Source organism: Streptomyces sp. NPDC003456 (assembly GCF_042878735.1).
Classification (GTDB): domain Bacteria; phylum Actinomycetota; class Actinomycetes; order Streptomycetales; family Streptomycetaceae; genus Streptomyces.
The window spans coordinates 357,876-374,975 of the sequence record NZ_JBIAOK010000004.1 but is presented as its reverse complement, the minus strand read 5'-3'; the positions used below and the strand labels follow the sequence as shown (position 1 = coordinate 374,975).

Sequence of the window (17,100 nt, the reverse complement as noted above, 5' to 3'; positions counted from 1 at the left end):
GCGGTGCTCCCGGTTCGTCTTTCAGTGGTCGAGCGGCATCGTGGCGGTCTTGACTGCCGGGTCGAACCGCCAGCCCGGCACGAGGGACGGGATCAGCACGGTGGCCGTGACGGTGACCTCCTCGGCTCCGTAGGAGGGCGGGCACCCGGTGACCGTCAGCCAGCTGCTCACCGCTGCCCGGCAGTCGGCCTCCGCCGGTCCGCCCAGCGACGCGCTGCGCGCCCCCGCCCGGGCCGCCGTGCCCGCCTGCTGGGCGGTGTACGCGATCAGGCCGAGCTGCACGGCCGCCAGGGCGACGATCAGCAGGATCGGCAGGAAGCCGAGGTATTCGATGGCGACCTGGCCGCGGTCGCGGCGCTCGGGGTCACGGGGCATCTGTCTCCTCCTCCACCGCTCCGGCGTGTCCGCGAATTTGGATCGGGACCGACAGTGCGCCCGGGAAGAGCACGGGGACGTCCAGGGCCACGTCGGCCGTGACGTAGCCGGAGCCGCCGCAGTCGACCTCCGCTCCGGAGCGCCACGCCTGCGACAGGTGCCTGAGCCCGGCCTCCTGGCAGGCGGCGGTGCGCGCGCCGCCCGGTGCGGCCGCCGTGCCCTCGCGCACCGCCTCGTCCGCCGCGTTCCCCGCGAGGACGAAGGTGTAGCCCACGAGGACGGCCTGCCACAGCGCGATCAGCGTCACGAGAATCGTCGGTGTCATGCCGAGGAACTCGATCGTCACCTGGCCCTCGTCCCGCTTCCGTAAGGCCACGCTCACCCCTCCTTGCGCCGCTTGAAGCCGACCGAGCCGCGGTCGCCGCCCCGGAATCCCCGGCCCGGCTTCTGCGCGCCGTCCGGGACCTTGACCAGGCCCAGCTCCCCCGCCAGGCCCCACAGGGCCTGCTTGACCGAGCTCTTGCTCTCCAGTTCGTGGATGCGGCCCGCGTCCACGACGCTCTGCAACTCCTTGAAGTTCGCGGGGACCGCCGTGGCCGCGACGGTCGTGCCGGTGATCTTCTGGATCAGCTGCGGCTGGATCTCGGTGGCGCGGGAGTGCCGGTTGACGACGACGGTCGTCTCCTCCGCCTTGCGGATCTGCAGCCGGTCCCACATGCGCACCGCCCGCTTGGCCCCCCGGACGGAGACCACGTCGGGCGTGGTGACGAGCAGGGCCCGGTCGGCCATCTCCACGGCCGCCGCGCCGGCACCGCCGAGCTGGGCGCCGCAGTCGATGACGACGACCTCGTAGCGGGAGCGCAGGGCGCTGACGATCTGGCGGGCGGCGCGGTCGGTGACGTCCTCGCCGCGTTCGCCCTCGGCCGGGGCGAGCAGCAGGACGAGTCCGGTGTCGTGGCGGAAGACGGCGTCGGCCAGGACGCGCGGGGAGATGTCGTTGATGGCGGCGAGGTCGACGACCGAGCGGCGGAACTGGACGTCGAGGTAGGAGGCGACGTCGCCGGTCTGGAGGTCCATGTCGACCAGGGCGGTGGCGCGGCCGGAGGCCTGGGCGGCCAGGGCCAGCTGGATGGCGGTGAGGGTGGCCCCGACGCCGCCCTTGGCGCCGCTGACGGTGACGACGGTGCCGCCCACGCCGGTGAAGACGTCACCGCCGGCGCCGAGGTGGCGGCGCACTCCGGTGGACCACTGGGCGACGGCCTGGACGCGGCTGGCGAGTTCCTCGTAGCTGAGGGGCAGGGCGACCAGGCCGCGGGCGCCGTAGTCCATGGCGGCCTGGAAGAGGCCGGGGCTCGCGTCGGAGGTGACGAGGATGACGCCGACGGCCGGGAAGCGCAGGGCCACCTCGCGGATCAGTTCCAGCGCGGGGACCGGGCCGATGCGCTCGTGGACGACGACGACCTCGGGCAGTTCGTCGACGGACTCGGCGGCCAGCCGGGCCAGGGTGTCGATGAGCTGGGTGGAGTCGACCACCGGGGCCACCGGTTCGGCGTCCGGGAGCTGGCTGAGCAGCGTCGTGAGGGACCGGACGGCGTCCGCGTCGCCGACTGCCGGGAGGATCCTCGTGGGCATGCGCGGTCACTTGTCCTTCGCGAGTTCGTACGTCCGGTCCTGCTCGGGGACGGTCGTGTCGCTGCCGGGAGCGACGAGGGCGAGGCGCACGCGCTTGGCGAACGACTCGGCGTAGGTGATGCGCTGGGCGTCCCGGGCGGACAGCGCGAAGGTGATCGGGACGGCGTCGGTGGGCTGCTGGACGCGGTTGCCCTCGTCGGGCTTCAGCGCGGTCAGCTCGCCGACGTCGAGGACCTTGGCGTTGGTGACGATGATCTTCGACTGGTCGGGGTCGCCCTCGCGCTGACCCTCGAAGGTGGCGTAGACGTTGACCGAGGCGCCGGGCGTGATCTTGCCCGCGACACCGGTCGCCGCGTCGATCATGATGGCGACCTCCTGCTGCCCTGGCCGGAGGGCCGGCTGGCGGACGATCATGTCCGACTGGAGCAGGGAGCCCTCGCGCAGCGTCGTGACGGCGATCTTGCCCTGTATCTCGCGCAGATCGGTGACCGCGTTGTCCGAGAGCCACCGCTCGGGCATCTTGATCTTCTCGAACTGGCCCGTGCCGAGGCTGGTGTAGGGCGGCACGTCGGACTTGAGCCGGTAGGCGGTGACCTCGGGTCCGACCTTGGACTTGACGTCGCTGATGACGGACAGCACGCCGGTGAAGGCGCCCAGGGCGCAGACGACCGACAGGAGCAGGAGAATCACGCCGCGGCGCTGACGGGAGTTCATGAACCGTACAACCTCGTTGGGGATATCGGTCGAGCGGGATCGGAGCAGTGCTGACGAGCGGTGTCAGGGCTCACCCGACGGCCGTTCGGCTCTCGAGCTGCTTCGGGGGTGGGCTGTCGTACACGGGCGGGGTGGCCGAGCAGAAGACGCAGCGGTCGCCGATGACGTCGATGCCGCACCAGTGGCAGCGGCTGCGCCGTACGGAGGTGACCAGCTGGTAGAGGACGGACAGGTCGGGCAGGTAGCCGCAGAACTCGATCAGCTTGCCGGTGCCCCACCAGCCGGGCGACTCCGCCGGGAGCGGGACCTCGCGCAGGCCCTGCACCTTCCAGGACGGCGCGAGGGTGGCGTTGACCCAGTCGGACTGGAGCGGGCCCTTGGCGACGAGCATCCAGGTGCCGAACTCCGGCCCGGGCAGCACGGCTTCGGGGGTGATGCGCACCAGGTGCGGCTCGGGGTGGGCGAGCACGGCGAACTGGCTGCCGGGCACCCAGGACTTGGCGTGGGACTTCAGGCCGACGGGGACCCGGTCCAGCCGGGCGACGGAGTTGAGCAGGGCCCCGGCGTGGACGTAGTGCACCAGCAGCCGCCCGGCCGAGGCGAGGACGCCGGGGCTGAGGTCGCAGGAGGCGAGCTGGCGCAGCTGCCGTGCCAGGACGGCCAGTGCGAGGGGCGGCAGGTCCGGCTGGAAGAGCGCCACCCGGTCGGTCTCCATGAGCGCGCGCAGGGTGTGCAGCCGGCGCCGCACGGCGGTGGGGGCGGCCGGTGAGCAGACCACGATCACGTGCCCGTGGTGCTCGACGAGGGCCTGGAGGTCGGCGAGGGCCTGTTCCAGGGGGCGTTCGGCGACGTCCCGGAGCACGGCGGCGGGCAGCGTGCGGTCGTCCTGTGGCGGCAGCGCCATGTCGGCACTGGTCACGGCAATGGCAGTTGGCACGCGCAGCTCCCCGTTTTCCCCATGCCCGTCGGTGCGCCGGGTGTCACTCCGGCGCGCCGTGTCGACTTCACTGCGTGACTACCTCAGCACTGTAACCACGGCTCTGTGACCGGAGAACAGCGTTTGTGTAGCTGAGCAGCAACTGTCGTTGCACAAGACGCGTCATAACGGGGCAGGTTGAGCATCTTGCCGGTCGACGGCGGTGCCCGGGGCAGGTCCGGGCGGTGGGCCCAGCGGGCCCGGAGTTGACGGTGGGCCTTCGTTTGGGCCCTGAGGCCCACGCCCCGGGCGGGGGTGCGTCCCTACGCTCGCGGTCCACGCAGAAGTGGTTCGCCGCGAGGAGGGGTGCCGTATGGCCGACGGGGGTGGCATACGGACGTACGGACGCAGACCGGTCTTCGACGACCGCGGGGCGACCGGCACCGAGTACCTGGGGATGGTCGTCGTGAGCGCGGCCGTCGTGCTGGCGGTGTCGGCCACCGGGGTCGGGCAGCTGATCTACGACAGGATCGCCGCGCAGGTCTGCCGGGTCGCCGGGGGCGGTGACTGCGGCGCGGGCGGCACGGACCAGGGCAAGCCGCTGACGGACGCCGACTTCGAGCCATCGCTGTGCCAGGTCTCCTCGGTCACCGACAAAGAGGGCTCCAAGGCGAAGATCCTGTTCTGGGAGATCGGCAAGGAGTACGGCTTCCAGGAGCAGCGCCTGCAGGCGAAGACGGACGTGAACGGGGACGGCACGGTGGACGACGGCGACCAGCTGGTCTACCTCACCTTCACGGACGCCGCCTCGGTCGCCGCCAAGAAGGACTTCAAGCCGGGCATGAAGGTGGGCCGGTTCGGCGCCGACAAGGTGGAGCTGGGGCTCGGCATCAAGGTCACCAACGGCGACACCTGGGTGTTCCAGAGCCCACAGGAGGCCGAGCGCTTCCGCGACGACGTGGAGAAGCTGCAGATGTACGAGATGCGGCGGACCATGCCGGGCGGCGCGGAGGCGAGCATCGGCGACAGCATCCTGTATCTCTTCGGCACCGGCCCCCTCAAGGACGAGGAGGACACCCAGAACCGGATCAAGGAGCACCTCGGCGACAACCGGAAGATCACCTACGGCAAGGTGGGCCTGGAGGCCTCGGCGTCGGCGGGCCTGAAGATCTCCGCGGGCGACGAGAAGAAGCTGAGCGCCGCCCTGGGCGGTTCCTTCAAGTACGCCCCGGAGGTGACCTGGACGGACAACGCCTACAAGAACACCAAGTCCTACACGTACTCCTCGTCCGTCGAGTACGGCTCCAAGGTGGGCTGGGAGGCGGGTCCGCTCAGCGGGGAGCACACGGCGAACACCACGCAGACGGGCACCGTCACGGTCACCTACGACAAGAAGACCGGCAAGCTGGTGCGGGTGGACATGACCCGCACGGTGGAGGAGGGCGGCCAGCGGGACGGCGCCAAGGCGGGCGGGGACAACGGCAAGCAGGACGGCGACAAGCGCGGCGGGAACGCCGGGGCGAAGGGCACCGACTCGCAGACCGGCATCGAGATCGTCACCCACACGCTCACCTTCGACCCGGGGCCGGCCGGCGACCGGGACCGGGCGGTCGCCGAGCAGTGGCTGGACAGCGGCAACGAGCAGATCGCCACGCCGTTCCAGTACATGTTCTCCGACCACGCGCCCACCGCACGCCCGGGCGCGGACGACCCGTTCGGGCAGCTGATGTTCGACCGGGGCGTGTCGAGCCGGATGACGTACACGGGCGACGTGAACGCCGCCGAGTACGGTTTCGAGTTGAATCTGGGGCTCAGTCTGGGCATGACGATCAGCACGGAGAAGAAGGCGGAGACCCTGACCGGCGCCGAGTTCCTCGGGGCGCCGAAGGGGGACGGCCGCTCCTACCTCCCCTACAGCTACTGCGCGAACTGACGAGACGGGAGCACCTGCCGATGACGACCCGCCGTGCCTGCCTGGCCGCCGTCCTGCTGACGACCGCCCTGGCCCTGACCGGATGCGGGGACGCGGACCCGGGCGCGGGATCCGTGCCCGAGGGCTGGGGCACGCTGAGAACCGACGGGGTCGACGTGTCCTACCCGAAGGGCTGGCAGGAGCAGAGCGCCGCCGAGCGGGGCCGGCACAACGCGGCGGCCGCGGTGCGCTCGGAGGGCGGCCGGAAGGTCGCGGTCGTCACCGTGCAACTGGGGTTCACCGAGGCGGCGTCGGCCGAGCAGGCCGCGATCGCGGCCGAGGCGGGCATCCAGCTGGGCGCGAAGGTGCGGGGACAGGAGGACGCCGACCTGGCCGGGACGGACGACGCGAAGCGGATCGACTTCTCCTTCACGGCCACCGGCGAGGACGGGGGTCCCGCCAAGGGCACGCCGGTGGACGGTGTGATCCTCACCGGTCTGGACTCCTCCGGCACGGCGTTCGCCGTCCGGATCGACGCCCGGCGCGGCAGCCTGCCCTCCGGTGACCTGGACCGGATCGTCGACTCGGTGGAGGTGCACTGACCGTGGAGGTGCCGGGCGCCGGATACGTCGTTCTCGGCCTGCTCGTCGCGCTGTTCGGAACGCTGGCGTTCCGGTACGCGCGGCGGCTGGTGACGGTGGTGCGGGTGCTGCGGCGCGGCGCCCGGGCCGAGGGCAGGTGCGTCCGGGTGGAGACCGAGCCCTACGGCCGCTCCGACGCCCGGCGGCATGTCTTCGCCTTCGAGACGGCCGACGGAGGCCGCATCGAGTTCGAGGACCTGGCGTCCTGGTCGACGGTGGAGGGCGCCCCGGTCACCGTCACCTACGACCCGCGCGATCCCGCGGGCACGGCGACGGTGGCGGGCCGGGGCAGCTGGTCCCCGGTGCTCCAGGCGCTGGCCCTGGTGGCGGGCTGCACCCTGGGCGCGCTGGGCTTCGCGATCCTGCTGTACGCCGAGTTCTCCGGAGGCAACCGATGACGCTCGTCCGCTGCTGGGCCGTCGGCATCGTCGTACTGGTGGTCGCCGAGTACCTCCAGGTGACCCTGGTGCACGATCCGCTGGTCGGCCCCGAGGGGGTCGGTTCGTTCGGCGCGGCCGTCGCGCTGGTGCACCTGCCGAACCTGGTGTGCGTGGTGCTGGCGACCTGGGCGGCGGCGCGGGTGCACCCGGAGCCGTGGCGGGAGGTGCCCGCCCGGCATCTGGCGGCGGCCTGCGCGGCTCCCGTGGCGGCGCAGGTGCTGCTGGTGGGGCTGCGGCCGGACGTGCTCGACCCGACCGGACCGGCGTTGTGGATGTCGACGGGCGTGCTGCTGGCGGGGTGCGCGGTGGGGCTGCTCCTCGACAGGTTGGTCTGGACCTCTTGACAGCTGTTTTGGTCTGGACCATTTTCTTGTCATGTCCCCACACAGATCACTGCGGCTGTGGTCGGGTGCCGTCACGGCTGCCCTGGCCCTCACTGTCACGACCGTCGGCCAGGCTTCGGCCGCCGACGTCAACAACGCCAGGAACGCCGGCTTCGAGGCGGGCCTGAGCAACTGGACCTGCTCGGCGGGCAGCGGCACGACGGTCTCCTCCCCGGTGCACTCCGGGTCGGCCGCGCTGCAGGCCACCCCCTCGGGGCAGGACAACGCCCGGTGCAGTCAGACCGTGGCGGTGAAGCCCAACTCCACCTACACCCTGGGCGCCTGGGTCCGCGGCGGGTACGCCTACCTCGGCGTCTCGGGCACGGGCACGACGGACGTGTCCACCTGGACCCCGGACTCCACCTCCTGGAAGCAGCTGTCGACCAGCTTCAAGACCGGCGGGTCGACGACCTCGGTGACCGTCTACACCCACGGCTGGTACGGGCAGGCCGCGTACTACGCGGACGACGTGTCGGTCTTCGGCCCCGACGGGGGCGGCGGCACCGACCCGGGCCCCACCGTCCCGGCGGCGCCGGCCGGCCTCACGGTCTCCGGCACGACGGCCTCCTCGGTCTCCCTCGCCTGGAACACGGTCTCCGGCGCGACCGGCTACACCGTCTACCGCGACGGCACGAAGGTCACCGCGGTCTCCGGCACCTCGGCGACCGTGACCGGCCTCGCCGCCTCCACGGCGTACTCCTTCCAGGTCACGGCGACCAACGCGGCCGGCGAGTCACCGAAGTCGGCGGCGGTCACGGCCACCACCAACAAGCCCGGCGGGCCCGGCCCCACGCTGCCCAAGCACGTGGTGACCGGCTACTGGCAGAACTTCAACAACGGCGCGGCCGTCCAGCGGATCTCCGACGTCCCCGCCCAGTACGACATCATCGCCGTCTCCTTCGCGGACGCCACCTCGACCCCCGGCGCGGTCACCTTCAACCTGGACACCGCCGGCCTGAACGGCTACACCGTCGACCAGTTCAAGGCGGACGTCCGGGCGAAGCAGGCGGCCGGCAAGAAGGTCATCATCTCCGTCGGCGGCGAACGCGGCACCGTCAGCGTCAACGACGCGGCCTCGGCGGCCAACTTCGCCGACAGCGTCTACGCGGTGATGCAGGAGTACGGCTTCGACGGCGTCGACATCGACCTGGAGAACGGCCTCAACGCGACGTACATGACGCAGGCGCTGCGGTCGCTGTCGGCCAAGGCCGGGCCTTCGCTGATCCTGACCATGGCACCGCAGACGATCGACATGCAGTCGACGTCCAACGCGTACTTCCGCACCGCGCTGAACGTCAAGGACATCCTCACGGTCGTCAACATGCAGTACTACAACAGCGGTTCGATGCTCGGCTGCGACGGCAAGGTCTACAGCCAGGGCTCGGTCGACTTCCTCACGGCACTGGCCTGCATCCAGCTGGAGAACGGCCTCGCGCCCTCCCAGGTGGGCCTCGGCGTACCGGCCTCCACCCGCGGCGCGGGCAGCGGTTACGTGGCGCCGAGCGTGGTCAACAGCGCCCTGGACTGCCTGACCAAGGCCGTCAACTGCGGCTCCTTCAAGCCGCCGCGGACGTACCCCGACCTGCGGGGTGCGATGACCTGGTCGACCAACTGGGACGCCACGGCGGGCAACGCCTGGTCCAACGCGGTCGGACCGCACGTCCACGCACTGCCGTAGCACCCGCCCGCCGACGCCGGCGGAGTGGAGGGGACCGGTTCCCCGCCACCCCGCCGGCCCGTCGGGTCCGGCTGCCGCTGACGCCGCTAGAAGAAGTCGCCCCAGGGCTGGTCCCCGATCTGCTTCAGGCACAGCACCAGGAAGAGCAGCCCGGCCACCGCCAGCATCACGTTGCTGAGCAACCCGTTGCGCCACTCCCGTGGTGTCCGGGAGGAGTTGAGGAGCCAGATCAGGGTTCCGGCGAGGAACGGCATGAACGCCGCGCCCAGCACCCCGTAGATGATGACCAGGCGGAACGGCTGGCCCTGGAAGAGCAGGACCATCGGCGGGAAGGTCAGCCACAGCAGGTAGGCGCGGAAGGGCCAGGAGCGTTCCCGCCGGCCCGAGGCGACCTCCTCGCCCTCGGCCCGGCCCGTGCCCGTCAGCCGGGCCACGAAGTCGGCGAACATCAGGCTCACGCCGTGCCAGACGCCGATCAGCGAGGTGAAGGACGTGGCGAAGAAGCCGATGAGGAAGAACGTGGCCGTCGCCGCGCCGTACTCCTGCTCCAGGATGTCGCCCAGCTGGACCAGGCCCTTGTCGCCGCCGGCGATCGCCACGTTCGCCGAGTGCAGCAGCTCCGCGCCGACGAACAGCATCGCGACGACGAAGATGCCGGTGGTGAGGTAGGCGACCCGGTTGTCCAGCCGCATGACCTTCATCCAGCCGGTGTCCGTCCAGCCCTTGGCGTTGACCCAGTAGCCGTAGGCGGCGAGGGTGATCGTGCCGCCGACGCCGCCGATCAGGCCCAGCGTGTTGAGGATCGAGTCCTTCTCGTCCGGCAGGACGGGCAGCAGCCCGGCGAAGGCGTCCGCGAGGTTGGGGGTGACCCGGACCGCCAGGTACACCGTCACCACGAACATGACGCCGACCAGGACGGTCATCACCTTCTCGAACACCGCGTACTTGTTGAACCAGACGAAGACCAGCCCGGCCAGGCCGCAGGCGATGCCCCACCACTTCAGGTCCATCACGTCCGGGAAGAGCGCCTGCAGCGGCAGCGCGCTGGACGACATCGCCGCCGCCCCGTACACGAAGCCCCAGACCACGACGTAGACCGCGAAGAACCATGTGGTCCAGCGGCCGAGGCTCGCCCAGCCGTCGAACAGGGTGCGGCCGGTGGACAGGTGCCAGCGGCCGGCCGCCTCGGCGAGGGAGATCTTCACCAGGCAGCCGATGATCGCGGCCCACAGCAGGGTGTAGCCGAAGTTGCTGCCGGCGATGAGGGTGGCGACGAGATCACCGGCGCCGACACCGGTCGCCGCGACGACGATGCCCGGGCCGATGTACTTCCAGCTGGCCTTGCGGGGCTGTGGGGGGTGGGTGGCCTCGTTCTGCGTGGTGTCCGCCATGCAGATCAAGAAACCGCAAAGGACCCCGGCCGACAAGAGGGCGGTGACCGTCCGGCCCGAGGGCCCGCAGGACCGCGCGAGCACCGCGGCCGACCCGCGCCCGCGCCCCGCAGCCGGACCACGGCGGCACGGCGTACCGCCATGGTCCGGCCCGGCGGAGCGTCACGGCTGTCGCCGACCGCAGCCGTCCGATCCGCACGTGCCGAGTTCGAACCACACGGTCTTGCCCGGCCCGTCCCGGTGGCAGCCCCAGCGCTGGGCCAGCGCGTCCACCAGGAACATCCCGCGTCCGTTCTCCCCGGTGCCCGCCTCCACGACCCGGGGCACCCGCCGCTCGGTGTCGGCGACCTCGCAGCGCAGGACGCCGTGCGCGGCGAAGAGCGTCAGCCGGAACGGCGTCCCGGCGTGCACCAGCGCGTTGGTGGCGAGCTCGCCGACGAGCAGCTCCGCCACGTCCACGACCTCGCCGTGCCCGTCCAGCCCCCAGCCCTCCAGCGCCTTGCGGACCTCCGCGCGCGCCTCGCGGACGGTGACGGGCCCGGGGGCGTACTCGACGCTCAGGTGGCCCGCCCCCAGGGGCGGCTGGGGGAACGGGCCGAAGTGGGCGTCGGGGTCCGGGACGGGGCACCCGGAGGGTTGCAGCATGCCCCCAGGGTGATCCCCGGGGGCGGCCCGGCGCAGGGGGAGGACTACCCGTTCCCGTACCTGCTTGCGCAGGTGGGAGGCTACGCGTACTGCAGTCGGACGGTCGCGCCGTCCCCGTCGTCGCGGACGTCCACGTACGCGCACACCTGGCGCGCGTACCACAGGCCGGGTGCCGCGCCGGTGCCGTCGGCCGGGGGCGGGACGAAGCCGGCGAGCGGGTCGTCGACGCGGCGGGCGGAGCGCAGTTCGCAGACGCACGCGGGCGCCTCGCCCCACAGCAGGGCGCCGCCGTCCAGGGGCGCCAGGGCCGCGGCCGTCTCCGCCACGGCCGCGGCGAACAGCTCGGCGTCCGCGGCGGGCAGGCCGCGCCCCTCCGCCCAGCCGCGCACCGCGTCCCCGTCGGGCGCGGCCAGGGGCTGTGCGCCGGCCGGGGGCAACGGCAGGGGCACCGAGTCGAGTTCGGCCGCGAGGCGCTCCGGCTCCTGGTACACCCCCGTGCCCGGGTGGGCGCGCAGGGCCGCGGCGACGACGGCGGGTCCGGCGGTGCGGGTGTCGTAGGCGCACAGGGCGGTGGTGGCCAGCGGCGCGAACAGCAGGTTGGCCAGGGCCTCGTAGCGGATCCACTCGGTGGTCTCGCGGCCCGAGCGTCCGGCCCGGCCGCTCCACACGGGTTCCATGAGCAGGTGGATGCCGCCGCCCGGGCCGGCGTGCGCGCCGAGGTAGGTGGCGGCCTGGGCGACGGCGTTGGCGGCGGAGCCGGTGTACCAGTCGGTGTGCGGGATGCAGACGACGTCCTTGGTGTCGCCGCCGAGGGCGTCGCGCAGCAGGTCCAGGTTGCGCGGGTCGGCGATGGCCACGGGCGGGGGTTCGCCGGTGGCGGCGAGGCCCTCGCCGAGGAAGGGCAGGGCGGCGGCGAGGAAGGCGTCGTCGGAGCCGAAGACGGTGATGCGGTGGTCGAACGGGGCGGGTCGTCCGTCGGTCATGCGGTCCCCTCGGGGTGGGTGCGGGTCGGGCTGGGCGGCGGGTCAGCGCTGGGCTGTCACCCAGGCGGCGATCTGGCTGCGGTTGCTGAACCCGAGCTTGCTGAGGATGCGCTCCACGTGGCCCTCCGCGGTGCGGCGGGCGATCACCAGCCGGTCGGCGATCTGCTGGTTGGCGAGCCCTTCGGCGACGAGCCGGGCGACCTCGTTCTCGCGCCGGGTGAGCCGGACCGACGAGCCGTCCTGCGGCGGCCGTTCCCCGTCGGGATCGACGGGGTGCGGGCGGCCGGGCTCCTGCAGCGCGTGGCCGGTGAGGTCCGGCAGGGGGAGGCCGCCGCCACGCCGGTGGGCCCGGTCGAACGCCTCCCGCCCCAGGGCCCGGGACGCCAGCTCCTCGCTGCGTCCGCGCACGGAGTTGAGTGTGCGCGAGTCCCAGCGGCCGGCGTGGATCCGGGCCCAGACGCGGTCGGCGCCGCCCAGCAGCACGGCGGTGTGCTCGTGGGCGCCGCGTTCGGCGGCGACGGACGCCAGCAGGTCGAGGGTGAGGGCCATGCCGATGACGTCGTGGACGGCGATTTTCAGCCGCAGTGCCTCCCGGGCGTGCCGCTCGGCCAGGGCCCAGTCGCCGCGCGCGGTGTGGGCCAGGGCGAGCATGCGCGTCACGTAGGAGCGCACCCACTGCTCGCCGTGCCGTTCGCACAGCCGCAGGGTCCGCTCGCAGACCTCCACGGCCCGGTCGGCCTCCCCCAGGAAGCCGAGCGCGCAGGCGAGTTCGACCTGGTCGAGTCCTGCGAGGCTGAGGTGCTGGCCGGGCACGGGGCCGCGGGCGACGGTGGCCTCGAAGTGGTGCAGCGCCCCGGGCAGGTCGTCGCCGAACAGCCGGATGACGCCGATGACGTACTCGGCGTGCGCGGCCTCGGCGGCGTCGCCCAGGGCACGGGCCAGGGCGAGGGCGCCGGTGGCGTGGCGGCGGCCCCGGGGGAGGTCCTGCGTGGCGGCGGCGAGGAGACCGGCGACCCACAGGCCGCGGGCCCGTTCCCGGGTCGGCTCGGGGCAGGCCGCCAGGGCGCGGTCGAGCCAGTGCAGGCCCTCGCGGGAGGCGCCGCACGCGTGCCAGTAGAACCAGAGCGTGCCCGCGAGGCGCAGCCCGGTGAGGGCCTCGCCGGGCGTGGACAGGCTGAAGTCCAGGGCCGCCCGCAGGCCGTCGAGGTCGGCGCGCAGCCGGGCGACGGCCTCCGGCTGGCCCGGCCCGAACCATCCGCGCTCGTACGCCTCGACCCGCCGCAGGAGGTGGTCGCGCTGCCGCCGCCGGGCGGCTCCCTCCTCCCCCGCGACGCGCCGCAGCTGCTCCAGCCCGTACTCCCGCAGGGTGTCCAGCATCCGGTACCGCACCCCGCCGGCGCCCTCCTCCCGCTGCACCACGGACTTGTCCACGAGCCCGGCCAGGGCGTCGAGGACGTCGGCGGCTCCCAGCGAGGGCCGCCGGAGTCCGGCTCCGCCGCGCGGCGCCGGGATCGCACCCGAGGGCCCGGGAGCGTCCCGGCCCGTCACCGGAAGACCGGCATGCCGGGGATCCACCGCCGCGGACGGAACCGGGCCGGGCGTCCCAGGGCCGACCGCAGGCGCGGCCTCCGGCACGGGCCCGGACACCACCGCGGACGGAACCGGGCCGGACCCCCCGGAGCCAGCCGCACGCGCGGCCTCGGACACGGACCCGGACACCACGGCGGACGCCGGCGGCGCCCCGGGCACGGGCATCGGCGCGGACGCCGGCAGCGCCCCGGGCACGGACACCGCCCCGGGCACGGACACCGACTCGGCCCCGCTCAGGGCCACGGCCATCGGCCCGGGCGCCGGTGCCGGGCCTGTGGCGGCCGGAGCCGGGTCACCGGCGTCCGGCACCGGATCCGCGGCGGCCGGAGCAGGATCCGCCGCCGGAGCCGGGCGGCGGGGCGTGTCCGCATCCGAACGCACCACTGCGCCACCCCTATCGGCGGCGCCCGAAGGCGCTGTTGCGCCACCGCCGTCGGCCGCACCCGACTGCCCTGCTGTGCCAGCCCCCTCGGCCCCACCCGAACGCACCACTGCGCCACCCCCCTCGGTGGCCCCACCCGACTGCAACCCCGCGCCACCCCCCGGTGCACCACCCGACTGCAACCCCGCGCCACCCCCCTCGGCACCACCCGGCTGCACTGCCGCGCCGCGCAGGTCGGCTCCAGCCGAACTCGCCCCCGCCGCACCCCCGTCGGCCCCGCCCGGGGCGTCCGCGCAGACCGACTCCGCCGTTTCCAGGTCGAAGGTGCCCGGCAGGACCGACAGGCGGGCCCAGGCCAGCTGTTCCGGGCCGGTGCACAGGTCGTGGCTCCAGGCGATCGCCGCCCGCAGGGTCCGGTGGCGGGGCAGGGCCGCGGGGCTGCCGGTGGTCAGGACGCGGTAGCGGTCGCCGAGGCGGACCAGGAGCTGCTCGGCGTCCAGCACGCGCATGCGGACCGCGGCGAGTTCGATGGCGAGGGGCAGGCCGTCCAGGCGGCGGCACAGCCGGGCCACGGCGGCCCGGTTGGCGGGGGTCAGGCGGAAGCCGGGGACGACGGCGGCGGCCCGGTCGGCGAAGAGCGTGAGGGCCGGGCACCCGTCGGCCGCCGACAGGTCCCCGTCCGGGTCGGGCACCGGCAGCGGGCGCACCTGGAGCAGGTGCTCCTCGGTGAGCCCGAGCCGGTGCCGGCTGGTGGCGAGGATCCGGACACCCTCGGCGCCGCGCAGCAGCGCCGCCGCCAGCCGGGCGCAGGCGGCCGCCAGGTGCTCGCAGTTGTCCAGGACGAGGAGCAGCCGCCGCTCGCGCACCTGCTCGACCAGCGCGTCCGGCTGGGGCCGGCTGGAGTGGTCGTGCAGCCCCAGCGCGTCGGCGACGGCCAGCGGGACGAGGTCCGGGTCGTGCAGTCCGGACAGGTGCACGATACGCACGCCGTCCGGGAAGGCCCGCTGTACCCGGGCCGCGAGGCGCGCGGCCAGCCGGGTCTTGCCGACTCCGCCCGGCCCGGTCAGCGTCACCATCCGTGCGCGGGCCAGCAGTTCGCGGCCCTCGGTCAGTTCGCCACGGCGGTCGACGAAACTGGTCGTCTCGGCCGGCAGGGAATGCTCCCGTCGTGGCGCTGATCCGTCCATGATCAGCCAGTCCTTCGGGGTGTGGTCCCGGGGTCCGGTCGCCCCGGATCCCCTTGCGCGAGCCACCACCCTCTCCCGGCCCCGGGCGGATACGCTCGCGCGGATCACACCCCCGGGTGCACTTGCGCCGCTCCTCCCCGACCGCCGCCCGGCACGCGTACACTGCGCGGCCGCTTTCTGTCTTGACCTGCTCATGCCATTGGCAGAACGATGTGCGCCACCCGCACCACGCACGTCGCACGGAACGACCCCACCTCCCACAAGGAGACTTCATGCGACTTCGCACATCAGGCCCGGGCGCCGGCAGACGCACCGCGGCCCTCGCCACCCTCCTCGCCCTCGCCCTCGCGGCACCCCTGTACGGGGCGACCTCCGGCGCCAGCGCCGACAGCGCGCCGAAGGCCGCCCCCTCGGCGGACGACATCCGGCAGTACGAGGTCCACCTGCACGCGACGGCCGAGGACCGCACGGCCCTGCAGCGCACCGGCGTGAGCGTCGACGAGGCCGACAGCCACGGCGTCGTGGTCTCCGGCCGCGCCGACCAGATCAGGAAACTGCGCGCCCAGGGCTACGAGGTCACCCCGCTCGGCGCGGTGCCCGACCGGTCCGCGGGCAAGGACGACGTCCGGCTGTTCGACTTCCCGTCGGGCGACTCGAAGTACCACAACTACGCGGAGATGACGAGCGAGATCAACTCGATCGTCGCCGCCAACCCCTCCATCGCGAGCCAGCGCGTCATCGGCACCTCGTACCAGGGCCGCAACATCGTCGCCGTCAAGATCAGCGACAACGTGGGCGCGGACGAGTCCGAGCCGGAGGTCCTGTTCACCCACCACCAGCACGCGCGTGAGCACCTGACGGTGGAGATGGCGCTCTACCTGCTGCGCGAGCTGACCTCGGACTACGGGTCCGACTCCCGCGTCACCAGCATGGTGAACAACCGCGAGATCTGGATCGTCCCCGACATCAACCCGGACGGCGGTGAGTACGACATCGCCACCGGCTCCTACCGCTCCTGGCGCAAGAACCGCCAGCCCAACTCCGGTTCCTCGTACGTCGGCACCGACCTGAACCGCAACTGGAACTACCGCTGGGGCTGCTGCGGCGGCTCCTCGGGCTCGACGTCCTCGGACACCTACCGGGGCCGGGCGGCGGAGTCCGCGCCCGAGGTGAAGGTCGTGGCGGACTTCGTGCGCAGCCGGGTCGTCGGCGGCAAGCAGCAGATCAGGGCCGGCGTCGACTTCCACACCTACAGCGAACTGGTGCTGTGGCCGTTCGGCTACACGTACTCGGACACCACGACCGGGATGACCGCGGACGACAACGCGGCCTTCAAGGCGGTGGGGCAGAAGATGGCCGCCAGCAACGGGTACACCGCGGAGCAGTCCAGCGACCTGTACATCACGGACGGGTCGATCGACGACTACCTCTGGGGTGTGCACAGGATTTTCGGCTACACCTTCGAGATGTACCCCCGGTCCGGTGGGGGTGGGTTCTACCCGCCCGACGAGGTGATCGAGCGGGAGACCTCCCGCAACCGGGACGCGGTACTGCAGTTGCTGGAGAACGCGGACTGCATGTACCGGTCCATCGGCAAGGAAGCGCAGTACTGCGCCTAGGCGCGCGCTTCCTCACCGGCCGCCGACTCGCCGGACTTCGCGTCGCCCGCCTCCGACTCGCCTGCCTCCGATTCGGCTGACTCCGGCTCGCCGGTCTCGAAGTAGGCGTCGAGGACCGCGTCCAGCTGGTCGTCCCACTCGGTGAAGCGGCTCCTGGCCGGCGCCTCGATCTCGATCGGGTACCAACGCCGGTCGGGGGTGTGGACGGTGACGGTGTACCGCTTGCCGAAGCGGGCCGTCTCCGTCTCCACCGCGCCGATCTCGTCCCAGCGGAACTCGCACTCCTGGTCGTCCAGGCGGAGCCGGACGCCCCTGTGGTCGGCCGTTATCCGCGCGCGGCGGTCGGACGCCTCGAACACCGGGCCGTCGGGCTCGGTGTCCTCCTCCGGCCCGGAGGCGGACACCGGGTCCGTCTCCTCCGGCTCGGGGGCGGCCTCCTCACCGCGAGGGGCCTCGGCGGCCTCGGCCTCCTCGGCCGGCTCACCGTCCTTCGCCCGTGGGGACGCGGGTGACGTGAGCCCGGGGATGAAGGCCGGGTCGAACCCGGCGCCTTCCAGGGGCTGGCTGCTCGAACCTATGCGCTGCTCCACAGCGCAGCAGTATGGTCGACAA

At 73.0% G+C, this 17,100-nt stretch carries 16 protein-coding genes; 6 read left to right on the top strand and 10 right to left on the bottom strand.

What is annotated here, in order from left to right; all coding sequences use genetic code 11:
- Positions 1 to 21: 21 nt before the first annotated feature.
- The 5 genes from ACFYWG_RS17875 to ACFYWG_RS17855 form a co-directional block, all read right to left on the bottom strand.
- The gene (locus ACFYWG_RS17875; protein WP_376329018.1) at positions 22 to 375 is read right to left on the bottom strand and encodes a TadE/TadG family type IV pilus assembly protein; all 354 of its coding nucleotides are present in this window, start codon (positions 373 to 375) and stop codon (positions 22 to 24) included.
- The gene (locus ACFYWG_RS17870) at positions 365 to 700 is read right to left on the bottom strand and encodes a pilus assembly protein (protein WP_383504669.1); all 336 of its coding nucleotides are present in this window, start codon (positions 698 to 700) and stop codon (positions 365 to 367) included. Before ACFYWG_RS17870 ends, ACFYWG_RS17875 begins: the two co-directional genes overlap by 11 nt.
- A 53-nt stretch (positions 701 to 753) precedes the next feature.
- Positions 754 to 2,007 (bottom strand): CpaE family protein, encoded by a 1,254-nt coding sequence (locus ACFYWG_RS17865; protein WP_383504625.1) that lies wholly within the window; start codon positions 2,005 to 2,007, stop codon positions 754 to 756.
- Positions 2,008 to 2,013: 6 nt separating this feature from the next.
- Positions 2,014 to 2,721, bottom strand: coding sequence for a Flp pilus assembly protein CpaB (cpaB, locus tag ACFYWG_RS17860; protein WP_385419936.1), 708 nt, complete (start codon positions 2,719 to 2,721; stop codon positions 2,014 to 2,016).
- A gap of 70 nt (positions 2,722 to 2,791) precedes the next feature.
- Positions 2,792 to 3,625, bottom strand: a complete 834-nt coding sequence (locus ACFYWG_RS17855) for a hypothetical protein (protein ID WP_389202758.1) — start codon at positions 3,623 to 3,625, stop codon at positions 2,792 to 2,794.
- Positions 3,626 to 4,010: 385 nt separating this feature from the next.
- Between ACFYWG_RS17855 and ACFYWG_RS17850 the strand changes: the two genes are divergently transcribed.
- From ACFYWG_RS17850 to ACFYWG_RS17830, 5 genes are read left to right on the top strand one after another with little or no spacing between them, the layout of a single operon-like run.
- The gene (locus ACFYWG_RS17850) at positions 4,011 to 5,570 is read left to right on the top strand and encodes a hypothetical protein (RefSeq protein ID WP_389202128.1); all 1,560 of its coding nucleotides are present in this window, start codon (positions 4,011 to 4,013) and stop codon (positions 5,568 to 5,570) included.
- Positions 5,571 to 5,590: 20 nt separating this feature from the next.
- On the top strand, positions 5,591 to 6,151 hold the full coding sequence (locus tag ACFYWG_RS17845; RefSeq protein ID WP_383504634.1) for a hypothetical protein: 561 nt from the start codon (positions 5,591 to 5,593) through the stop codon (positions 6,149 to 6,151).
- 2 nt (positions 6,152 to 6,153) lie between these two features.
- Entirely contained in the window at positions 6,154 to 6,588 is a 435-nt protein-coding gene (locus tag ACFYWG_RS17840) for a DUF3592 domain-containing protein (protein WP_385419940.1), read from the top strand.
- On the top strand, positions 6,585 to 6,974 hold the full coding sequence (locus ACFYWG_RS17835) for a hypothetical protein (RefSeq protein WP_385419942.1): 390 nt from the start codon (positions 6,585 to 6,587) through the stop codon (positions 6,972 to 6,974). The genes ACFYWG_RS17840 and ACFYWG_RS17835 overlap by 4 nt, the downstream gene beginning before the upstream one ends.
- Before the next feature lie 31 nt (positions 6,975 to 7,005).
- Positions 7,006 to 8,691, top strand: a complete 1,686-nt coding sequence (locus ACFYWG_RS17830; protein WP_376329002.1) for a chitinase — start codon at positions 7,006 to 7,008, stop codon at positions 8,689 to 8,691.
- Positions 8,692 to 8,777: 86 nt separating this feature from the next.
- Here ACFYWG_RS17830 and ACFYWG_RS17825 read toward each other — a convergent pair whose 3' ends face one another.
- The 4 genes from ACFYWG_RS17825 to ACFYWG_RS17810 all read right to left on the bottom strand — a co-directional run bounded on the left by ACFYWG_RS17825 (position 8,778) and on the right by ACFYWG_RS17810 (position 14,869).
- On the bottom strand, positions 8,778 to 10,082 hold the full coding sequence (locus tag ACFYWG_RS17825; RefSeq protein WP_389202125.1) for an Nramp family divalent metal transporter: 1,305 nt from the start codon (positions 10,080 to 10,082) through the stop codon (positions 8,778 to 8,780).
- Between the two features lie 162 nt (positions 10,083 to 10,244).
- The gene (locus ACFYWG_RS17820; protein WP_376328996.1) at positions 10,245 to 10,727 is read right to left on the bottom strand and encodes an ATP-binding protein; all 483 of its coding nucleotides are present in this window, start codon (positions 10,725 to 10,727) and stop codon (positions 10,245 to 10,247) included.
- An 80-nt stretch (positions 10,728 to 10,807) separates the two neighbouring features.
- Positions 10,808 to 11,710, bottom strand: coding sequence for an anti-sigma factor RsbA family regulatory protein (locus ACFYWG_RS17815; protein ID WP_389202122.1), 903 nt, complete (start codon positions 11,708 to 11,710; stop codon positions 10,808 to 10,810).
- Positions 11,711 to 11,752: 42 nt separating this feature from the next.
- Entirely contained in the window at positions 11,753 to 14,869 is a 3,117-nt protein-coding gene (locus ACFYWG_RS17810; protein WP_389202119.1) for a LuxR C-terminal-related transcriptional regulator, read from the bottom strand.
- Between the two features lie 272 nt (positions 14,870 to 15,141).
- Here ACFYWG_RS17810 and ACFYWG_RS17805 point away from each other — a divergent pair, with 272 nt between their 5' ends.
- Entirely contained in the window at positions 15,142 to 16,488 is a 1,347-nt protein-coding gene (locus ACFYWG_RS17805; RefSeq protein ID WP_389202117.1) for a M14 family metallopeptidase, read from the top strand.
- Here the strand turns inward: ACFYWG_RS17805 and ACFYWG_RS17800 are convergent.
- On the bottom strand, positions 16,485 to 17,078 hold the full coding sequence (locus ACFYWG_RS17800) for a hypothetical protein (RefSeq protein WP_389202115.1): 594 nt from the start codon (positions 17,076 to 17,078) through the stop codon (positions 16,485 to 16,487). The genes ACFYWG_RS17805 and ACFYWG_RS17800 overlap by 4 nt on opposite strands.
- Positions 17,079 to 17,100: the final 22 nt, after the last annotated feature.